Source organism: Streptomyces sp. NBC_00647 (assembly GCF_045207245.1).
GTDB lineage: Bacteria > Actinomycetota > Actinomycetes > Streptomycetales > Streptomycetaceae > Streptomyces.
Genome location: NZ_CP109040.1, coordinates 3675963 through 3693313 on the forward strand (window position 1 = coordinate 3675963; position 17351 = coordinate 3693313).

General features: G+C 72.3%; 14 protein-coding genes. 8 read left to right on the top strand and 6 right to left on the bottom strand.

Annotated elements, in window-relative coordinates:
- Positions 1 to 63: 63 nt before the first annotated feature.
- From OG788_RS16170 to OG788_RS16195, 6 genes are all read left to right on the top strand, one after another.
- Complete coding sequence (locus OG788_RS16170; RefSeq protein ID WP_406371567.1) at positions 64 to 987, top strand: TauD/TfdA dioxygenase family protein; 924 nt, start codon at positions 64 to 66, stop codon at positions 985 to 987.
- Between the two features lie 333 nt (positions 988 to 1320).
- Positions 1321 to 2835: an MFS transporter gene (locus tag OG788_RS16175; RefSeq protein ID WP_406371569.1), complete on the top strand. Its 1515-nt coding sequence runs from the start codon at positions 1321 to 1323 to the stop codon at positions 2833 to 2835.
- Between the two features lie 66 nt (positions 2836 to 2901).
- On the top strand, positions 2902 to 4614 hold the full coding sequence (locus tag OG788_RS16180; RefSeq protein ID WP_406371571.1) for an aldehyde dehydrogenase family protein: 1713 nt from the start codon (positions 2902 to 2904) through the stop codon (positions 4612 to 4614).
- Between the two features lie 40 nt (positions 4615 to 4654).
- Positions 4655 to 6217: a long-chain-fatty-acid--CoA ligase gene (locus OG788_RS16185; protein ID WP_406371573.1), complete on the top strand. Its 1563-nt coding sequence runs from the start codon at positions 4655 to 4657 to the stop codon at positions 6215 to 6217.
- Between the two features lie 182 nt (positions 6218 to 6399).
- Entirely contained in the window at positions 6400 to 6558 is a 159-nt protein-coding gene (locus tag OG788_RS16190; protein WP_406371575.1) for a hypothetical protein, read from the top strand.
- Entirely contained in the window at positions 6555 to 8144 is a 1590-nt protein-coding gene (locus tag OG788_RS16195; RefSeq protein WP_406371576.1) for a GMC family oxidoreductase, read from the top strand. Before OG788_RS16190 ends, OG788_RS16195 begins: the two co-directional genes overlap by 4 nt.
- Before the next feature lie 47 nt (positions 8145 to 8191).
- Here OG788_RS16195 and OG788_RS16200 read toward each other — a convergent pair whose 3' ends face one another.
- Together OG788_RS16200 and OG788_RS16205 are read right to left on the bottom strand one after the other, a co-directional pair.
- Positions 8192 to 9010 (bottom strand): SigB/SigF/SigG family RNA polymerase sigma factor, encoded by an 819-nt coding sequence (locus tag OG788_RS16200; RefSeq protein WP_406371578.1) that lies wholly within the window; start codon positions 9008 to 9010, stop codon positions 8192 to 8194.
- Positions 9011 to 9118: 108 nt separating this feature from the next.
- Positions 9119 to 9397 carry a hypothetical protein gene (locus OG788_RS16205; RefSeq protein ID WP_351539026.1) on the bottom strand — a complete coding sequence of 93 codons (279 nt, stop codon included), beginning with the start codon at positions 9395 to 9397 and terminating at the stop codon, positions 9119 to 9121.
- A 390-nt stretch (positions 9398 to 9787) separates the two neighbouring features.
- Between OG788_RS16205 and OG788_RS16210 the strand changes: the two genes are divergently transcribed.
- Both OG788_RS16210 and OG788_RS16215 read left to right on the top strand, forming a co-directional pair.
- On the top strand, positions 9788 to 10000 hold the full coding sequence (locus OG788_RS16210) for a hypothetical protein (protein ID WP_406371580.1): 213 nt from the start codon (positions 9788 to 9790) through the stop codon (positions 9998 to 10000).
- Between the two features lie 499 nt (positions 10001 to 10499).
- Positions 10500 to 10937 (top strand): hypothetical protein, encoded by a 438-nt coding sequence (locus OG788_RS16215; protein ID WP_406371582.1) that lies wholly within the window; start codon positions 10500 to 10502, stop codon positions 10935 to 10937.
- 144 nt (positions 10938 to 11081) lie between these two features.
- On the opposite strand, the gene OG788_RS16220 is transcribed toward OG788_RS16215, so the two are convergent.
- The 4 genes from OG788_RS16220 to OG788_RS16235 all read right to left on the bottom strand — a co-directional run bounded on the left by OG788_RS16220 (position 11082) and on the right by OG788_RS16235 (position 17287).
- Positions 11082 to 12083, bottom strand: a complete 1002-nt coding sequence (locus OG788_RS16220) for an SPFH domain-containing protein (RefSeq protein WP_406371584.1) — start codon at positions 12081 to 12083, stop codon at positions 11082 to 11084.
- A 230-nt stretch (positions 12084 to 12313) separates the two neighbouring features.
- On the bottom strand, positions 12314 to 12634 hold the full coding sequence (locus tag OG788_RS16225) for a hypothetical protein (protein ID WP_406371586.1): 321 nt from the start codon (positions 12632 to 12634) through the stop codon (positions 12314 to 12316).
- Between the two features lie 396 nt (positions 12635 to 13030).
- A complete protein-coding gene (locus OG788_RS16230; protein WP_406371587.1) occupies positions 13031 to 13183 on the bottom strand; it encodes a hypothetical protein in 153 nt (50 codons plus the stop codon).
- Positions 13184 to 13714: 531 nt separating this feature from the next.
- Positions 13715 to 17287, bottom strand: coding sequence for a GH32 C-terminal domain-containing protein (locus OG788_RS16235; protein WP_406371588.1), 3573 nt, complete (start codon positions 17285 to 17287; stop codon positions 13715 to 13717).
- Positions 17288 to 17351: the final 64 nt, after the last annotated feature.

The window sequence follows — 17351 nt, forward strand, 5'->3', positions numbered from 1 at the left end:
CACCCCGCACCCCAATAACGATACTCCTGGTAACGAAATCCCGGTTGTCGTTCTGGAGAGCCCATGGACAGCGTCGTCACCCCTCCCGCGCCCGCCTTTGACAAGCCCCTGATGCACTACGGGAAGCGGGTGCTGGAGCGCACCGCCCCCGGTGCCGCCCCGGCCGAGTACCGGCTGATGGACATCCGCCCGCTCACCCCGCACATCGGTGCCGAGATCGCCGGCGTCGACCTCTCGCTCCCGATCGGCGAGGACCTCGCCGCGGAGCTGAAGCAGGCCCTGCTGGAGTGGAAGGTGATCTTCTTCCGTGACCAGCACGCCTTCGACCCGAGCGCCCAGCTCGCGCTCTCCGCCCTGTGGGGCGCGCCGGAGCCCAACCCGTTCTTCCCCGCCGCCGACACCGCCGGTGTCTCGCGCCTGGCCAAGGACGCCATGGCCATCGGCACCGAGAACATCTGGCACAGCGACCACTCCTTCATGGCCGCACCGGCCCTCGGCTCGGTCCTGCGGGCCGTCGAGGTCCCCGCCGCGGGAGGCGACACCCTCTGGGCGGACATGGGCGCCGCGTACGACAACCTGTCCGAGCGGACGAAGGCCCGGATCGAGGGGCTCACCGCGGTGCACGACTGGGTCGCCAGCTGGGGCCTGACGATGACGGAGGGCCAGATCGCGGCGCACCGGGAGGCCCTGCCGCCCGTCGAGCACCCCGTGGTCGTGCGGCACCCGCGCACCGGCCGCAAGCTGCTCTACGTCAACGAGCCCTTCACCACCCGGATCACCGGTCTGTCGGAGACCGAGAGCCGTGAGCTGCTCGGAGAACTGGTCCTGCAGGCCCGTATCCCCGAGTACCAGGTCCGCTTCCGCTGGCAGCCCGGCTCGGTCGCGATCTGGGACAACATCGCCACGCAGCACTACGCGATCAACGACTACTACCCGCAGCGCCGCGTCATGGAGCGCATCGCGATCGCCGGCGAGCCCCTGTCCTGAGCCCCGTCGGCCGAGGGCTCCCGCCCGGACGTTCCCGCGCCCGTACGTCCCCCTGTCCGGACGGGCACCCGCCCGTCCGGGCAGGCTTCCGCCCGGCCGGCCCGCGCCTCGTCGGCCGGGCGGACGTCCCCGCGGCCGGACAGGCGTCCCCGCAGCCCGGCGGACGTCCGCCTCGGCCGGGCCCGGCATCCCCTCGCCGACCGCGCCCGGGGCCGTCGTCCGGTCGGGTGCCGGCCCGGATTCCCCGGCCGGCGTCCCAGGGGCGCCCCGCCTCCTTCTCCCCGCGCCCCTCCCTCCGTCTCCCCGTCCCGACCCGTCCCCCGCGGAGCTCCTGTGACCGACACCGACGTCGTACCCGCTGTGCCCGCCGCCCCGGTGAAGACACCGCCCGACCAGCGCCGCCGCGCGTGGACCGTCACCGCGCTGCTGGTCGTCTTCATGATGGTCAACTTCGCCGACAAGTCCGTGCTGGGCCTGGCGGCCGACCCCGTCCGTGAGGACCTCGGCCTGTCAGCTTCCGCCTTCGGGCTCGCCAACAGCGCGTTCTTCCTGCTGTTCTCGATCTGCGGCGCGGCGGTGGGACTGCTCGCGGACCGCGTACGGCCCAAGTGGCTGCTGCTCACGATGGCCGTCCTGTGGTCCCTGTCCCAGGCACCGCTGGTCCTGGGCGGAGGGCTCGCGGTGCTCGTCACCTCGCGCGTTCTCCTGGGCGCCGCCGAGGGGCCGGCGTTCCCGGTGGCCCAGCAGACCACGCTGTCCTGGTTCCCCAACCACCGGCGCAACCTGCCCGGGGCCCTGATCGTGCTGGGGATCACCCTCGGGGTCCTGGTCGCCGCCCCGGTGCTGACCTGGGTCATCCACGAACACGGCTGGCGCACCGCGGTCGCCGTGGTCGCGGTCGCCGGTGCGGTGTGGGCACTGCTGTGGATCCCCTTCGGCGGAGAGGGCCCCTACGCGGGGACGCGGAACAACGGGACCCCGGAGCCGGTCCCGGGCGACGGCACCGGCTCCGGCTCCGGTGCCGATGCCGATACCGGTGCCGGTGCCGACCGGGTGGCCCATGGCTCCGGTGCCGACCCGACGGCCGAGGGCCGCGGAGCCGACCGCGCGGCCGAGTCGGCCGGGGCGGCGGAGGCCGTGGCCGGGGCGGGCGGCGCCGCGCGCGGGACGCCGTACCGCCGGATCCTCGCGACCCGCACCTGGATCGGGGCCACGGCCGCCTACTTCGGCACCTACTGGGTGATCGCCTTCTGCCTGGTCTGGCTCCCCTCCTATCTCCACGACGGCCTCGGATACTCCTCGGCCGCGTCCGCCCGGCTGCTCATGCTGGTCTGGGGGCTGAGCGGTGTCGTGGTCCTCGGCCAGGCCGGCCTGACCGGATGGCTGCTGCGCCGCGGGACCTCGAGCCGACGGGCGCGCGGCGGGGTCGGCGGCGTCCTGCTGCTCGTCGGCGCGGCGGCGTGCCTCGCCCTGCCGGCGGCACCGGCCGGTGCCGCGACCGTCGTCCTGCTGGTCGCCGGATTCGGCTGCGCCGGGGCGATGGGCAGCGTCGCCGCCACCACCGTCGCCGAACTGGCACCGGCCGACCGCCGCGGCGGCGCGCTGGGCATCATGAACGCCGTGGTGACCACCGCGGGTCTGATCGCCCCGACCCTGGTCGGGCATCTCGTGGACACCCAGGGGACCGCGGGCTACCGGCAAGCGCTCCTGATCACCGGAGTGCTGCTCGCGTTGGGCGGAATCGCCGCCGTCACGCTGATCGACCCGGCCCGCGACGCCCGGCTGCTGTCGGCACGCCGCGCCGGCCCTCTCACCCCGGACCCCAACACCCCGCGGCAACCCGCCTGACGGCCGCTCCCCCGCCCACCGATTCCCCACCGCCTCCCCCGCTCCCTCCCTACCGCGAGGAATGACGTGAACCCCAGCGCCCTCGACACCTCCTGCCTGGACCGGGCCGTCGCCGAGTTGCGCGGCAATGCCGCGTCCTGGTCCGCCGCCCCGCTCACCGAACGCGTCGCACTGCTCGAACGGCTGCTGCGCCGGGTGGACTCCGGCGCGGCCGAACTGGCCGCGGCCGGCGCCCGCGCCAAGGGCTACGCTCCCGACTCCCCGTGGGCCGCCGAGGACTGGACAGGCGGTCCGTGGGCGCTCGCGCAGAACGCCGCGGCGTATCTGCACGTACTGCGGCGCATCGCCGCGGGCCGTGAACCGCTCGCGGCGAAGGCCGTGCGGGAGACGGCCGGCCGCACCCGCGTCGACGTGTTCCCCGCGACCGGCTGGGACCGGCTGCTGCTCAACCGCTTCAGCGCCCAGGTGTGGATGCGTCCGGGCGTCACCGCCGACGAGACACGCGACCGCGCGGCAGGCCCTTACCGGGGCCGGCCGGAGCCCTCGGCCGTGGCCCTGGTGCTCGGCGCAGGGAACGTCGCCGCCATCACCGCGCTCGACATCCTGCACAAGCTCTACGCCGAGGGCCAGGTCGTCGTCGCCAAGATGAACCCCGTCAACGCCTATCTGCGCCCCCACTTCGAGCAGGTCTTCGCGGAGTTCGTGACCCGCGGCTGGGTCCGTTTCGTCGACGGCGGCGCGGCCGAGGGCGGATACCTCGCCCACCACGAGGACGTCGACACGATCCACGTCACCGGCAGCGACCGTACGCACGACGCGATCGTCTGGGGGACGGACGAGGACGCCGGGCGGCGCCGGGGCGAGGACCGGCCCCTGATCGACAAGCCCTTCAGCAGTGAACTCGGCGGCGTCAGCCCGTGCGTCGTCGCTCCCGGCCCGTGGAGCGACGCCGACTTCCGCTTCCAGGCCGAACACATCGTCACCAGCAAGCTGAACAACTCCGGCCACAACTGCATCGCCGGCCAGGTCCTCGTCGTACCGCGTGACTGGGACGGCACCGAGAAACTGCTGAACGAGATCCGCCGGGTGCTGCGCGCGCTGCCGTCCCGGGCCGACTACTACCCCGGGGCCCGCGAACGCCTCGCCGCCGTTCTCGCCGCACATCCGCGGGCGGAGCGGTACGGCGACGGCTGCCGCCTGCTCGTCCCCGACGTCACCGGCCCCGACGACGTCCTCGTCACCGACGAGGTGTTCGCCAGCGCGCTGGGCGTCGTACGGCTGCCGGGCGCGACCGCGGCCGCGTTCCTCCGCAACGCCGTCGACTTCGCCAACGACCGCCTCCCCGGCACCCTCGGCGCCACCCTCATCGTGCACCCGAGGACCGAGCGGTCGGACCGGGCGGCGGTGGAGGCCGCCGTCGCGGACCTGCGCTACGGCACCCTGGGCGTCAACTGCTGGTCCGCGGTGGGCTTCCTGCTCGGGTTCACCCCCTGGGGCGCCTTCCCCGGCCACACCCGGCAGGACATCGGCAGCGGCATCGGCTTCGTGCACAACGCGTTCATGCTCCGGGACGAGGACATCGAGAAGACCGTGCTGCGCGCCCCGTTCACGCCCGCACCGCGCGGTCTCGTCACGGGCGACCCTTCGCTGTCCCCGCGCCCCCCGTACTTCGTCACCAACCGCACGGCCCTGACCACCGTGGAGCGCCTCACCCGCTTCACCACGGCGCCCAGTGCCCTGCGGCTGCCCGCCCTCTTCGCCTCCGCGCTGCGCGGCTGAGCCCGCCGGCCCGCGCCGACACCCCTACGGAGAACAGCCCATGCTCAACCTCGCCGTCATGCTGGAGAACAGCGCCCACGCCGTGCCCGACCGTACGGCGGTCGTCCTGGGCGACCGGCGGATGACCTACGCGGAGCTGGACACCGCCGCCCGCCGGGTGGCCGGGCTGCTGCGCTCGCGCGGCATCGAGCCCGGGGACAAGGTGGCGCTGTCCTGTCCGAACCTTCCGTGGTTCCCGGTCGTCTACTACGGCATCCTGAAGGCCGGCGCGGTGGTCGTGCCGCTCAACGTGCTCCTGAAGGGCCGTGAGATCGCGTATCACCTGGCCGATTCCGAGGCCAAGGCGTACTTCTGCTTCGAGGGCGGCCCCGAGCTCCCGATGGGCCAGGAAGGGTGGGACGGGTTCAACGAGACGGAGAGCTGCGACCACTTCTTCCTGCTGACCGCGGCCCCGACCGAGACCTCCCCGATCCCGGGCACGCGGACCCTGACGTCGGCGCTGGCCGGCCGGAGCGCCGACTTCGAGACGGTCGCCACCGAGGCGGACGACACGGCGGTCATCCTCTACACCTCCGGCACCACGGGCCGGCCCAAGGGCGCCGAACTCACCCACGCCAACCTGGCGCTGAACGCGCTGACCTGCCACAAGATGTTCGGCGAGGTCGGGCACGACGTCCATCTGATCGCCCTGCCGCTGTTCCACTCCTTCGGCCAGACCGTGCAGATGAACGCCGGCCTCGCCGCCCGCGCGACACTGGTCCTGCTGCCGCGCTTCGACGCAGGCTCGGCCCTCGCCCTGATGCGGCGTCACGCCGTCACCTTCTTCGCGGGCGTCCCCACCATGTACGGGGCGCTGCTCGCCGAGGACGTGCCCGAGGCGGAACGGGCGGAGATCGCCGGGAATCTGCGGATCGCCGGCTCCGGGGGTTCGGCGCTGCCGGTCGAGATGCACCGCCGGTTCGAGGAGCGCTTCGGGGTCACCGTCCTGGAGGGGTACGGCCTGTCGGAGACCAGCCCCGCGGTGACGTTCACGCCGCGCGGCGAGCCGGCGCGCGCGGGCTCCGTCGGCCGTCCGGTCTGGGGCGTGGAGGTGGACCTGATCGCCGAGGACGGGACTCCGGTCAAGGGGCCGGACGCCATCGGCGAGATCGTCGTGCGCGGGCACAACATCATGAAGGGCTACTACAACCGGCCCGAGGCGACCTCCGAGGTGCTGCGCGACGGCTGGTTCCGCACCGGGGACCTGGCCCGCCGGGACGCCGACGGATGGCTCTACGTCGTCGACCGCACCAAGGACCTGATCATCCGCGGAGGCTTCAACGTCTACCCGCGGGAGATCGAGGAGGTCCTGCTCACCCACCCCGCCGTAAGCACCGTGGCCGTCGTCGGCGTGCCGCACGCCACGCACGGCGAGGAGGTCAAGGCCTGCGTGGTCCTCTCCCCGGGCGCCGAACTCACCGGGGAGGAGCTGATCGCGTGGTGCCGGGATCGGATGGCGGGCTACAAGTACCCGCGCCTGGTGGAGTTCCGCGACCAGCTGCCCACCAACGCCACGGGCAAGATCCTCAAGCGCGAACTGCGGGACGCGCCCACGGCCCCCTGACAGCCCCGCCGTACCTCGCTCCCTGACGGCGCCCACCACGCGGCGGACGGCGCGGTTCCCCGCCCGGCCGCCGTCGGGGGTCCGTTCGCCGGCCGATTCCGTGAACTCATCACCTCCAGGGGCTACCCCGTGGCACCGGCCCGGCCGGAAGCTCTGGAGCGGACCTCGACAAGGAGGACGTCATGACGGACACCGCACCACAGGCCGCACCACCGTTCGGGCCCCGCAGGAGGGCGAGGGGGGCCGCCTCACCCGGCATCACCTCCCCCGGCCTCACCGCCCGGCCGACGGCGGGCGCGCCCGGCCGTACGGACCGGAGCACGACCGGGGTGACCCGGTGAGCGCCCCGGAAAGTGCCGACTACGTCGTCGTCGGAGCGGGATCGGCCGGAGCGGCGCTCGCCGGCCGGCTGACCGAGGGCGGGCCGGCCTCGGTCGTCCTCCTCGAAGCCGGCGGCCGGGACAGGAAGGCGGCCGTGCACATTCCCGCCGCCTTCTCCCAGTTGTTCAGGACCGAGCTCGACTGGGACTACTCGACCGCCCCGCAGCCCGAGCTCTCCGGGCGCCCCGTCTACTGGCCCCGGGGCCGGATGCTCGGCGGCTCCTCCTCGATGAACGCCATGATGTGGGTGCGCGGGTTCGCCGCCGACTACGACGAGTGGGGCGACCTCTGCGGCGCCGACTGGTCGTGGAAGGGCCTGCTGCCGTACTTCCGCCGCACGGAGCGGGTCCTCGGCGCCACCGACCCGGACCACGGCCGCAGCGGCCCGATGAGCGTCGAGCCGCAGCGCGACCCGAACCCGCACACGGCGGCCTTCCTCGACGCCGTCCGGGCGCTGGGCCACACCGTCGAGCCCGCCAACACCGCGACGCCCGACGGGTTCTCGCAGACCATGGTGAGCCAGCGGCGCGGCGCGCGGTGCAGCACCGCGGACGGCTATCTCAAGCCGGGCCGCCGCCGCTCGAACCTGCGGGTCGTCACGGACGCGCATGCCACCCGCGTGCTCTTCGAGGACCGCCGCGCGATCGGCGTCGAGTACGTCGCCGGGGGTGTCACGCGCACGGTGCTGGCCCGCCGCGAGGTGGTCCTGAGCGCGGGCGCGGTCAACACGCCCCAGCTGCTCATGCTGTCCGGCATCGGCGACGCCGGGCATCTGCGCGAGCGGGGCATCGAGGTGCTGGTGGACGCCCCGCAGGTCGGCGCGAACCTCACCGACCATCTCATCAGCGGCCTCGCCGTCGACGCCGCCGACCGGACCCTGTACGCCGCCGAGCGGCCTTCCGAGCTGGTGAAGTACCTGACCCGCCGCCGGGGGATGCTCACGTCGAACATCGGCGAGGCGTACGGATTCGTCCGCAGCCGGCCCGACCTCGAGCTGCCCGACCTTGAGATCATCTTCGCGCCGGTGCCGTTCCTCGGCGAGGGTCTCGTCAAGGCGCCGGAGCACGGGCTGACCGTGGGCGCGATCCTGCTGCGCCCCGAGAGCACGGGTTCGGTCACCCTGGCCTCGGCGGACCCCTTCGCCAAGCCGGTCATCGACCCGCGCTATCTGACGGACCCGGACGGCGCCGACCGCGCGGCCCTGCTGGCCGGACTCGGCGTCTGCGAGGAGATCATCGGCCGCCTCTCCGACCGCGGGCTGTCCACGGGCCGCTTCCTCATGCCGCCCGGGGCCGAGGACCTGCCACGGGACCGGCGCGACGCGCTCGCCCTGGCCGATCACTCCCACACGCTCTACCACCCCGTCGGAACGGCCCGGATGGGCCGGGACGACGCCTCCGTCGTGGACCCGCGGCTGCGGGTACGGGGGGTGCGGGGCCTGCGGGTGGCGGACGCCTCGGTCATGCCGACGATCATCCGGGGTCACACCAACGCCCCGTCCGTCGTGATCGGGGAACGGGCCGCGGATCTGCTCGCGGCCGACTGAGGCCGAACGGAACGTCCTGAGCACCACGGCCTGTGCTCAGGACGCCGTCAAGACGCGCTTCCCCGAACCCCGGCGCCCATCACCTGGTCGTGCAGCTGCGCACAGGTGCGGGTGATCAGGCGGGAGACGTGCATCTGGGAGACACCGAGCTGCAGACCGATGCGGGCCTGCGTCATCTCGCAGAAGAACCTCAGGTACAGAATCTGCCGCTCGCGTTCGGGCAGGGCCCGCAGCAGAGGCCGGAGCGCTTCACGATCGACGATCCGGTCGAAGCCGGGCTCCGTGCCACCGATGGTCTCGGTCAGCGGGTGGCCGTCCGCGGAGCTGCCGGGCACGGCGTCCAAGGACCAGGCGGTGAAGCTCTCCAGCGCGCCTTGGCCCAGCCGTACCTCGGCCTCGGTCAGCCCGGTGTGTATGGCGATGTCGTGGACCCCGGGTATCCCTCCGCCCAGTGACGAACTCAGCTCACGGTCGGCGGCGCGGACCCGGCCTCTCAGCTCCTGTACGCGCCGCGGCACATGCACGACCCAGAGTTCGTCACGGAAGTGCCGCTTCACCTCGCCGAGGATCGTCGGTACGGCAAAGCTCGGAAAGGCCGTGCCGAGAGCCGGGTCGAAGCGGGACACCGCCTTGACCAGACCCAGTTGGGCGACCTGCCGGAGATCTTCGAAGGTCTCGCCTCGATGGCGGAAGCGCCGGGCCAGCCGTACGGCCATCGGCATCCAGGCGCACACCACCTCCTGGCGCAGCGCGGACCTCTCCGGGCCTTCCGGCAGCGCGGCGATGCGGCGGAACGCCGCGTCGGTGTCCGGCGCGTCGTCGTAGCGGCGTGCGTTTCGTGGGCTCTGGGTGCGTTCGGCCGGCATGGGCACGTGTCTCCCTCTTCGGTGGTGTCACTCACCGTGGGAGCCGGCGGACCGCAGCACAGTGGCTGCGGCCGCACCGGACCTCCGGATGACAGACCGGTTCGACGGTCACCCGCGGCGTTCATGGTCCCGGCGGTCCTGGCGCTTCCAGCGTGCCCGGTTCTGACGGCTGTAGCGGCGGTCCCAGCGGTCCTGACGGTCCCGGCGCTGCTCGTAGTCCCGGTAGCCCTTGAGATCGGAACCGTCGCGACGGATCCAGCCTCCCCCGCGATCGCTGCCGTGACGGGTGGCGCCGAAGAGCAACACGGCCGCGGCCACCCACCACAGAGGATGGAGAAAGCCGAGGCCGAACAGGACCACGATCAGGATGAGAAGCAGAACGAACACGGCGGGCCTCCCCGGGGCAGAACAACGCGTCACTGCCGGGGGCCGGGGCCTGTCAGAACAACGTACTCCTCCCAGGAGGCCGCGGACAGCGCGCCATGTCCGCGGCCTCCGGCGCAGTCGGCCGCAACGGATGGCCAGTTGGCGTCTGTCCGGGGAGCGCGGCGAGGGCTAGCGTGCGCGGTACGGCCCGAGCCCCCGGCAGCGTCGATCACCTCGCGCGCTCCTTCGGGGGCGCACCTCGCGCATCGGTGAAGGAACCTGTCCGGTCACCGACGGGGCCGTTCCCGCACCCGCCGTCGCCGCCCGGTCCCGGCGCGACACCGATGCGCCCCGTGCGGGCACCTCTCCGCTGCCCGCCGCGTCGCACGCGTTTCACGACAGGCGGTACACATGTACGCGCTGATCGTTCCGGCTTCGGCCCCCTTCGTCCTGCTCGCCGCCGTGATGAGCCTCTCCTGGTGGGAGGACCGCATCCTGCCGGCACCGCCGGCCGATCCGGTGGACGCTCCCGCCGAGGCCCCGTTCGCCCCGACGGCCCCTTCCCTGCTCGCTGAACTCCCCCATGCCGACTCCGCGTTGACAAGGGAAGTCGTCCGGCGTTGACTGGCAGCGCGGCGAAGGGCCGTGCCCCTCCGGTTCACCGGGCGACGCACGCCGCCTTCCCGCTTCGCCCGGACCCGCGGATGTCAGGCAGTTCCCGCGATCCGGACGACCCGGCCATGATCCGCGGATGCCTCTCCTGCCGCTGATCCCTGTGGTGTTCGGGTTCGGCTTCACCGTGCGGGCCCTTCGGCGGGCCTCGTCGAGGCGGACGCGCCGCCGGCGCGCCCGGCGGGGGACCGTGGCTTCGCCGACGGGGACCGGATCGCCGCACTCTCCGTCAGCCACGCGCACCACGTCCAGGACTACCGCGGCCTGCACGCGGCAGCCCGCGACCGGAGCGGCACCGAGGAAATACGGGAGGCCACGTCGAAGCCCGAAGCCTCTTCGAGGCGTTGGCCGGCGAGCGGCCGCCGGCCCGGACCGGCGCGTCGTCCCGCGACGACCGGAGTCACGCGCCGGGGGCACGGAACCAACGCCACACGAAGGGAAGCAGCACCTGATGTCACACAACGCCGAACACGCACGGCAGCCCCGGCCCGGGGTTGCCGATCCCCCGATGCGGCGCGCTCAGCAGACGCCCCGCGCCGAACCCGCCCACGCACCACGCGAGCCCGGCACCGGCGCGGGCGGCCCCGATCGCGAACGCGGCCCCGCACTGGTCCCGCAGGGCGACCGGGACAAGCTCGCCCTGCGCCTCCAGCAGGCCCTGGGCACCTTCGTCGACGGCCCGCGCGCGGCGGTGGAAGAGGCCGACGCCGTCCTTGACGAGGTCACCACCCTGTTCACCGTCGCCCTCTCGGAACGACGACGCTTCCTGCGCACAGGCTGGCGGGACCCGGCCACCGATGCGCGGACCGAGGAACTGCGGCTCGCGCTCAGGCAGTACCGGGAGATCACCGAACGGCTGCTGCACATGGCGGCGCCCGCCCGTCGGTGACACCGTCCTCCCCGCGGGAAGCACGGCCGCCGCAGCAAAACCGGTGCGCACATCGCACCGGCCGGACTGCGGCGGCCGTGTCCGGGTGGCGGAGCCACCGCACAGCGGCAGGACGATCCGGGTCACCCCGGCGGCCGGGTACGGTCAGCCGCTCAGCGCCTCCTCGGCGTCCGTCGGTGTCGGCCAGTTGTCCCGTCGCTCCCGGGCCACCTCGGCACGACCGCCGATCCGCCGGCCGCCGGAGCCGACCCGTTCTCCGCTCAGTGAGGAGGCGGGCGCGATGGCCGGTGCAGGGATGGCGGGCTCGGGGATCACGACGCCCGCGGGCACCGCGGGGCGCGCTGTGCCCGGGTGCGCGAGCCGTCCGCCGGACTCGCCGTCGGTTTCCCTGCTCTGGTGCTCGAAGAAGCGGAGCATCTCCACGGGGAACGGCATCACGAGGGTGCTGTTCTTCTCGGCGGAGACGTCCACCACGGTCTGCAGCAGGCGCAGTTGGAGTGCTCCGGGGGTGTCGGCCATGGTCGCGGCGGCGTCGGTCAGCCGCTGGGAAGCCTGGAACTCTCCGTCGGCGGCGATGACCCGGGCACGGCGTTCCCGCTCGGCCTCGGCCTGCTTCGACATCGAGCGCATCATCGACTCCGGAAGGGCGATGTCCTTGATCTCGACGCGTTCGATGCGCAGCCCCCAGGGCTCCTCGGTGGGGGCGTCCATCACCTTCTTGAGTTCCGCGTTGATGTGGTCGCGGTCGGAGAGCAGTGTGTCCAGGTCTGCCCGGCCGATGACCGAGCGGAGGGAGGTCTGGGCGATCTGGGAGACGGCGGCGGGGTAGTCGCGCACGTTCACCAGGGCTTTGACGGGGTCGATGACCTTGAAGTAGACGACCGCGTCGACGGTGAGTGTCACGTTGTCGGCCGTGATGGACCCTTGCGGCGGAATACCGAGGACCTCGGTCTGTACGGACACCTTCCGCATCCTGTCCCCGATCGGCCGGATGACCCGCAGGCCAGGCCCGCGGATGTCCGGCAGCAGCCGCCCGAAGCGGAACACCACACCTTTCTCGTACTGCTGGACACTGCGCACGCTGAGGGCGAGCAGGACGAGCCCGGCCACGGCGAGCACCGCCAGCACGGTGATCAGAACACCCATGGTTCTCACGTTCCTTACCTCGATGAAGCTCCCGGACCCGAGCGGTCCGGGAAGCACACGGCACGGGAGGACCCCGGCCCGTCGTCTGCGACGCGGCCGGGGTCCCGGGCTGCGGTCGAGGCTCTGCTAGCTCTTGAGGCCGTGTGTCCGCGGCCGCCACGCGTCGCCGGGCGTCCCCGTGCGGTCAGGGGCTGTCGTCCGCAGCCGCAGGACCGGCGTTCCCACGGACCTCACCTCGCCGTCGGCGGAGCGGAAACGGCCGGGATCTGTGGGCGGGCCGCCGGATCCCTGACTTCGTGGTCCCCTTCGGAGTCCCAGGCCGCCTGAACGGCCCGGTCGGTCTCCGACACCGTGCGCAGGCTCGCCGCCTCCACCATCAGCCGGCCCACGTGCGCGGTGCGCAGGCAGTCTCTCCCGGCGGCCATCAGCAGGCGGGCCGAGACGGGAGTCGGCTGCACCCGCGCGCCGACGGGCCCCGCTCCGGGGACGCCCCACCGGTACGGATGGTTCGCCGGGTCCCCGGGGATGCGGTCCCGCGGCGGATCGGGCACGGCCGTCGGCGAGGAGCCGAGGGCGGCGGAAGACGTCCGACAGGACGGAGGGGAAGGCGTCCGACGGGATGGAGGGGAGGGCGTGTTTTCGGGGATCGGCGTGGGGAAGGCGAAGGCACTCATGACACGAACCCGGCTCCGGACCGACCGGAGCCGGCCCGATGTGGTGAAATCGCCGAAAGTGACACGGACATGGGAGCCGGTGCACGAAATACCCTCGGTAACAGCGAGCCTACTCCGCCGACGGTCCGAACGAGCTCCGCGTCCGTGGGCATCCTCGTATCGCGCGGCGGCTCCCGGGCCGCAGGAGAGATCCGGCCCGGGAGTTGACGGAGCTCCTCGCCGAGAGGGGCACTCCGGCGACCGTTCGGCCCCGGCCTCGGATTCTCCGGGTCGTCAGTCTTCGGTGTGCTGCTGGAGCATGGCCAGGGTCAGGAGCGTCGGGACACTCCGCGAACGCCGCACGAGAGCGTCCTGTGCCACCTGACCGCAGAGGGATTCCTCGACCAGGACGAAGGGATGACCTTCGTCGGGCCGCGTGCGCGACACGCGTGACGGCCACGCCCGATCCGGCGACAACACGACATGTCCGATTGGAGGGAGGTCCGCGGCCTCGATCTCGGCCTCAGGATCAGGAAAACCTGACCGCACAGGGCCACCCGGACCCCTCAACTCGCCCGACCCTCCAGCGAAGTTGCTGGTCAGATCGCTTCTTCCCGCGTAGCGCGTAGTGGGGCGGGTGGGACTCGAACCCACGGCCGACGGATTATGAGTCCTTGGGGATCTTGGCGGCCCTTGTCGATCATTGCCGATTCACGCTGTTCTTGCAGGTCAGACGTGCTGATCAGTGTCAGCCCTGTGCAGTGCTTGTCGGTCTGTTCCTGTCCTTGTGGCCCCTCAATGACCCCTGAGCGCCTTCGAGTTGGACACGTATCACAGAAGCAGCCGCGTCCGCCCAGGTCAGCCGAGGAGAGAGAACCTTCGTACAGCGGATCCTCCTTCCCACGTGTGGAGGCTCCGCCCCAGTGCGGGGAGGGCGGAGTCTCCGCGGTCACGGTTGCTTGTCGGCTTGACCGGCGGTCACAGCTCCTTCGCGTAGGTGTCCTGGTACGCCGCCCTCCCTCCGAACACATTCAGGGCGATGTGGCCATCGGCGTACGTCGTGTCCGTCACGTCGATGATCCGGGTGCCGTTGAGGAACACCTGGATGCGGTCGCCCTCGGTGAGGATGCGGACGGGGTAGGTCGTGCCACGGCGGACCAGGGCCGGGACGCGGGCGAGGGCGGCGCCGTCGTCGAAGAAGCCGTTGGCCTTGGCGACCAGGCGGATCACGCGCAGGTCGGGGTCGATGTTGAGGCAGTAGGCGTCGGCACCGTCGGAGGAGGCGTGCCAGAGGAGGGAGAGGGCGCCGCCCGTGTCCGGGTCGGGGCCGCCGAGTCGGACCAGGGTGGTGAGGTCCAGGTCCGTCGCCGTGCGGGCCGAGATCGCGTTGGAGTCCTTGTCGAAGCTTGCGGCGCGGCCCGCGCTGTCCGTCGACCAGCTGCCGGCGGGGGTGATCGTCAACTTGCCGAGGTTCGAGCGGAATTCACCGCCGGCCGGGGCGGCCACCAGCGGCTTCACCCGATCCACCAGGCGGAAGGTGCTGTCCAGCCTGTGCACCTTGAGCGACTCGATGTGTGCGGTGCCGCCCTTGGCGTAGAAGGCCATGCCGTCGGCGTCCGGGCCGGGGAAGATCAGGCTGGTCACGGCGGCCTGTCCGTCCGCGCCGAACGCCTCGACCGAGGACGAGTCGACGTACACGCGCAGGGTCACGCGGCCGTCGGTCGTCTTCATCGGCGCGGTCGTGCGGCCCGCGAAGTACTGCGTGAAGTCGCTCAGGCCCGATGCCGAGCGGTCCACGAACAGTTCGTGCGCCTCGGCGTCATATCCGACTGTCGTGTGCTGGTCGTCGTCGGTCCGGAGCCGGAAGCCGATCTCCGTGGCGGTGCCGAGGGTGATCTCGGCCTCGATCTCGTAGGCGGTGCCCCGGGCTCCCGCGAGCGGGTTCGCGGAGTCGGGGCCGACGGCGAGGTTCTTGCAGGTTGTGGTGGACGTGCGCAGTGTGACCAGCTCCGGGACCGGGCGCTGCGTCAGGCGTACGCCGTCGGCGGTGTCCGTGAGGGTCAGTTCTCGGGGAGTGCTCAGCTGGCCGTTCCAGGCGCCGGTCGGGGCGCTGAAGGGGTAGTCCCAGTTGCTCATCCAGCCGAGCCAGACGCGGCGGTCGTCGGGCAGGCCGTAGAAGGACATGGCGGCGTAGTAGTCGCGGCCGGAGTCGGCGCGCAGGACCGTGCCGGCCTTCTGGTCGGGAGTGAAACCGGTGCCGTTCCACTCACCCGTGAAGTACTGGGCGGCCGAGCCGTTCGTGGCACGTACGGCACCGGTGCTCAGGGTGAGGACCCACTTCACCGTGTCCTTGTCGCCGTCGACCGGCAGCGGGAAGAAGTCGGGGCACTCCCAGACGCCGGGCGTGGCCCAGTCGCCGTAGCCGAAGGAGCTGACCTGGGTCCAGGTGAGGAGGTCGGTGGAGGTGAAGAAGCGGATGTGGTCGCCGCCGGAGACGGCCATCAGCCACTGGTCGTGGGCCTCGTCGCGGATGACCTTGGGGTCGCGGAAGGTCCAGCCGGCGTCGGGGCCTCCCGGGTTCTGCACGGCCGGGGTCGAGCCGCCGTGCCACTGCCAGGAGCGGCCCTTGTCCTTGCTGTAGGCGATGCGCACGCTGGCGTTTCCGCCCGGCTTGTCCGGGTGGTAGCTCGTGTAGTACGCGATCAGGCCCGATCCGCCGTCGAAGAGGCCGGAGGTGTCGTCCGCGTCGACGATCGCCGAGCCCGACCAGCAGTTGCCGTACTCATTCCAGGGCAGGGCAATCGGCAGGGCCTGCCAGTGAACGAGGTCGGTGCTGACCGCGTGCGCCCAGCGGCCCTGGTCCTGGTGGAAGAGGTGGTATTCGCCGTCGTAGTACACGAGCCCGTTGGGGTCGCTGGTGGAGCCGCGGAGCTGGGAGTAGTGGTACGTCGGGCGATACGGCTGGGTGAAGTAGTCGGCGGTGCTGTGGACTTCGACATTCTGGAAGTACGACGCCCCGTGCGCGGCCGCGGTGCCGGAGGCGGCTCCCCTCGTGAGGGACACGCGGGTCTTGAGCGCCCGTACGCCGTCCACGTACACCTCGATCGACCTGCCCGTCGCGCGGGCCTCGACGCGATAGGTGCCGCCGGACGCGATGCGCCGGACCGGGCCGGCAGCGGAGGCAAGGCGGGCGCCGGAGGAGCGGTCCAGCAGGACGACGGCGTTGCGGCCGGCTTCCAGGCGGGCTTCGTAGCCGCCGGAGCCGTTCGCGGACGCGCGCAGGACGAGGCCGGCCGAGGAGGAGGGGCCGCCGGGTGTGATGTCGGCTCTCGCCACCAGGTCGCCGTCGGTGAAGGGGGCCGTGCGCAGGCCGTTCTCGCCGCGGATGCCGCGCAGGTCGGGGGTCCAGGTGCCGGAGCGGACCGTCCAGCCCTGGAGGCCGGTGGCGAGATCGGCCCCGGCGATGTTCTCGAAGGACACCGCTCCAGCCGATGCCGTGACGGCGAGTCGGCCTTTGGCGTGGGTGGAGTCCTGGGCGGTGATGACGGGGCTGTAGCCATCGGGAGAGAGGAAGTTGGTCTGCCAGTGCACGCGCAGTTCGTCGTGTTCGGCTTCGACGCGCAGGCGGTAGACCGTGTCGGTCTTGATCGTGGTCGCGTACGTGCCGAGGGTGACGTCGCCGTCGATGCGGTAGAGCCTCAGCCTGCCCTGGTCCGCGTCTACTTGGACACCGTAGCCGTGGGTGGCCGTGGCGTCGGTGCGCACCAGCAGTGAGGCGATGGCGGAAGCGTCGTGCAGGAGCAGGTCGGCCTGGAGCGCGGTGTCGTACGCCTTGGTCGTGGTGATGGCGCGGGCGGTGGCTCCCTGGGTTGGGGCGGAGCGCCAGCCCAGCGGACTCGACGTCCAAGTGCCGCCGCTGGTGGTCCAGCCGGTGAGGTTGGTGGTGACCGAGGAGAGGGAGGGCGGGCCAAAGGTGACCGTGCCGTCCTGGGCGAGCAGGCCCACCGAGCCGGTGTCGTGGCGGTGGTCCTCGGTGTGGAGGAGCCGCTTGCCGTCGACATGCACCGTCAGCTCGGGTCCGTCGACTGCCACTTCGAGGTCATAGGGTCTTGCGGTCCGCGTGCCTGGAAGCGGAGCGGTGGCGAATGTGTCGCCGCTGGCCAGGTCGTAGAGCCGTATGCGGGAGCGGCCGGGGTCGAGGGCGACCGCGTATCCGGTCGAGCCGTCCAGGGCTGCCCGGAATACCAACGCGCCTACGGATGAAGAGGATTGGGGCGTGACGCGGGCCGCGTACGTGCCCTTGGCCGCGAGTTGCTGCTCGGACAGGGCGAGGGCGGGCCCGCGACGGCCGGCGGCCGCCTTCTGGCCGCCGTCGGATGTGCGGGTCCAGGTGCCGGTGACGGGGATGGGGTCGGGAATCGGGGTGCCGGCGGGGGTCGCTCGGGCGGCGCTCGGGGTGGCGGCCTGTGCTGCGGGGAGGATGCCTCCGAGAGGCAGCAGGGTGGCGGCGGTTCCTCCGGCGAGCAGGAGGGTACGGCGGGACACGCTCATGGCAGCTCCTGAGGAGAGCAGGGGAGGGTGGGCCACGGCCCGGGGGGACGTCCACTCCGCGGGC

What these genes read in the sequence shown, in the direction of transcription:
- OG788_RS16170 (WP_406371567.1), top strand. Translation starts at nt 64, where the DNA reads ATGGACAGCGTCGTCACCCCTCCCGCGCCCGCCTTTGACAAGCCCCTG.
- OG788_RS16185 (WP_406371573.1), top strand. Translation starts at nt 4,655, where the DNA reads ATGCTCAACCTCGCCGTCATGCTGGAGAACAGCGCCCACGCCGTGCCC.
- OG788_RS16190 (WP_406371575.1), top strand. Translation starts at nt 6,400, where the DNA reads ATGACGGACACCGCACCACAGGCCGCACCACCGTTCGGGCCCCGCAGG.
- OG788_RS16200 (WP_406371578.1), bottom strand. Translation starts at nt 9,010, where the DNA reads ATGCCGGCCGAACGCACCCAGAGCCCACGAAACGCACGCCGCTACGAC.
- OG788_RS16210 (WP_406371580.1), top strand. Translation starts at nt 9,788, where the DNA reads ATGTACGCGCTGATCGTTCCGGCTTCGGCCCCCTTCGTCCTGCTCGCC.
- OG788_RS16215 (WP_406371582.1), top strand. Translation starts at nt 10,500, where the DNA reads ATGTCACACAACGCCGAACACGCACGGCAGCCCCGGCCCGGGGTTGCC.
- OG788_RS16220 (WP_406371584.1), bottom strand. Translation starts at nt 12,083, where the DNA reads ATGGGTGTTCTGATCACCGTGCTGGCGGTGCTCGCCGTGGCCGGGCTC.
- OG788_RS16235 (WP_406371588.1), bottom strand. Translation starts at nt 17,287, where the DNA reads ATGAGCGTGTCCCGCCGTACCCTCCTGCTCGCCGGAGGAACCGCCGCC.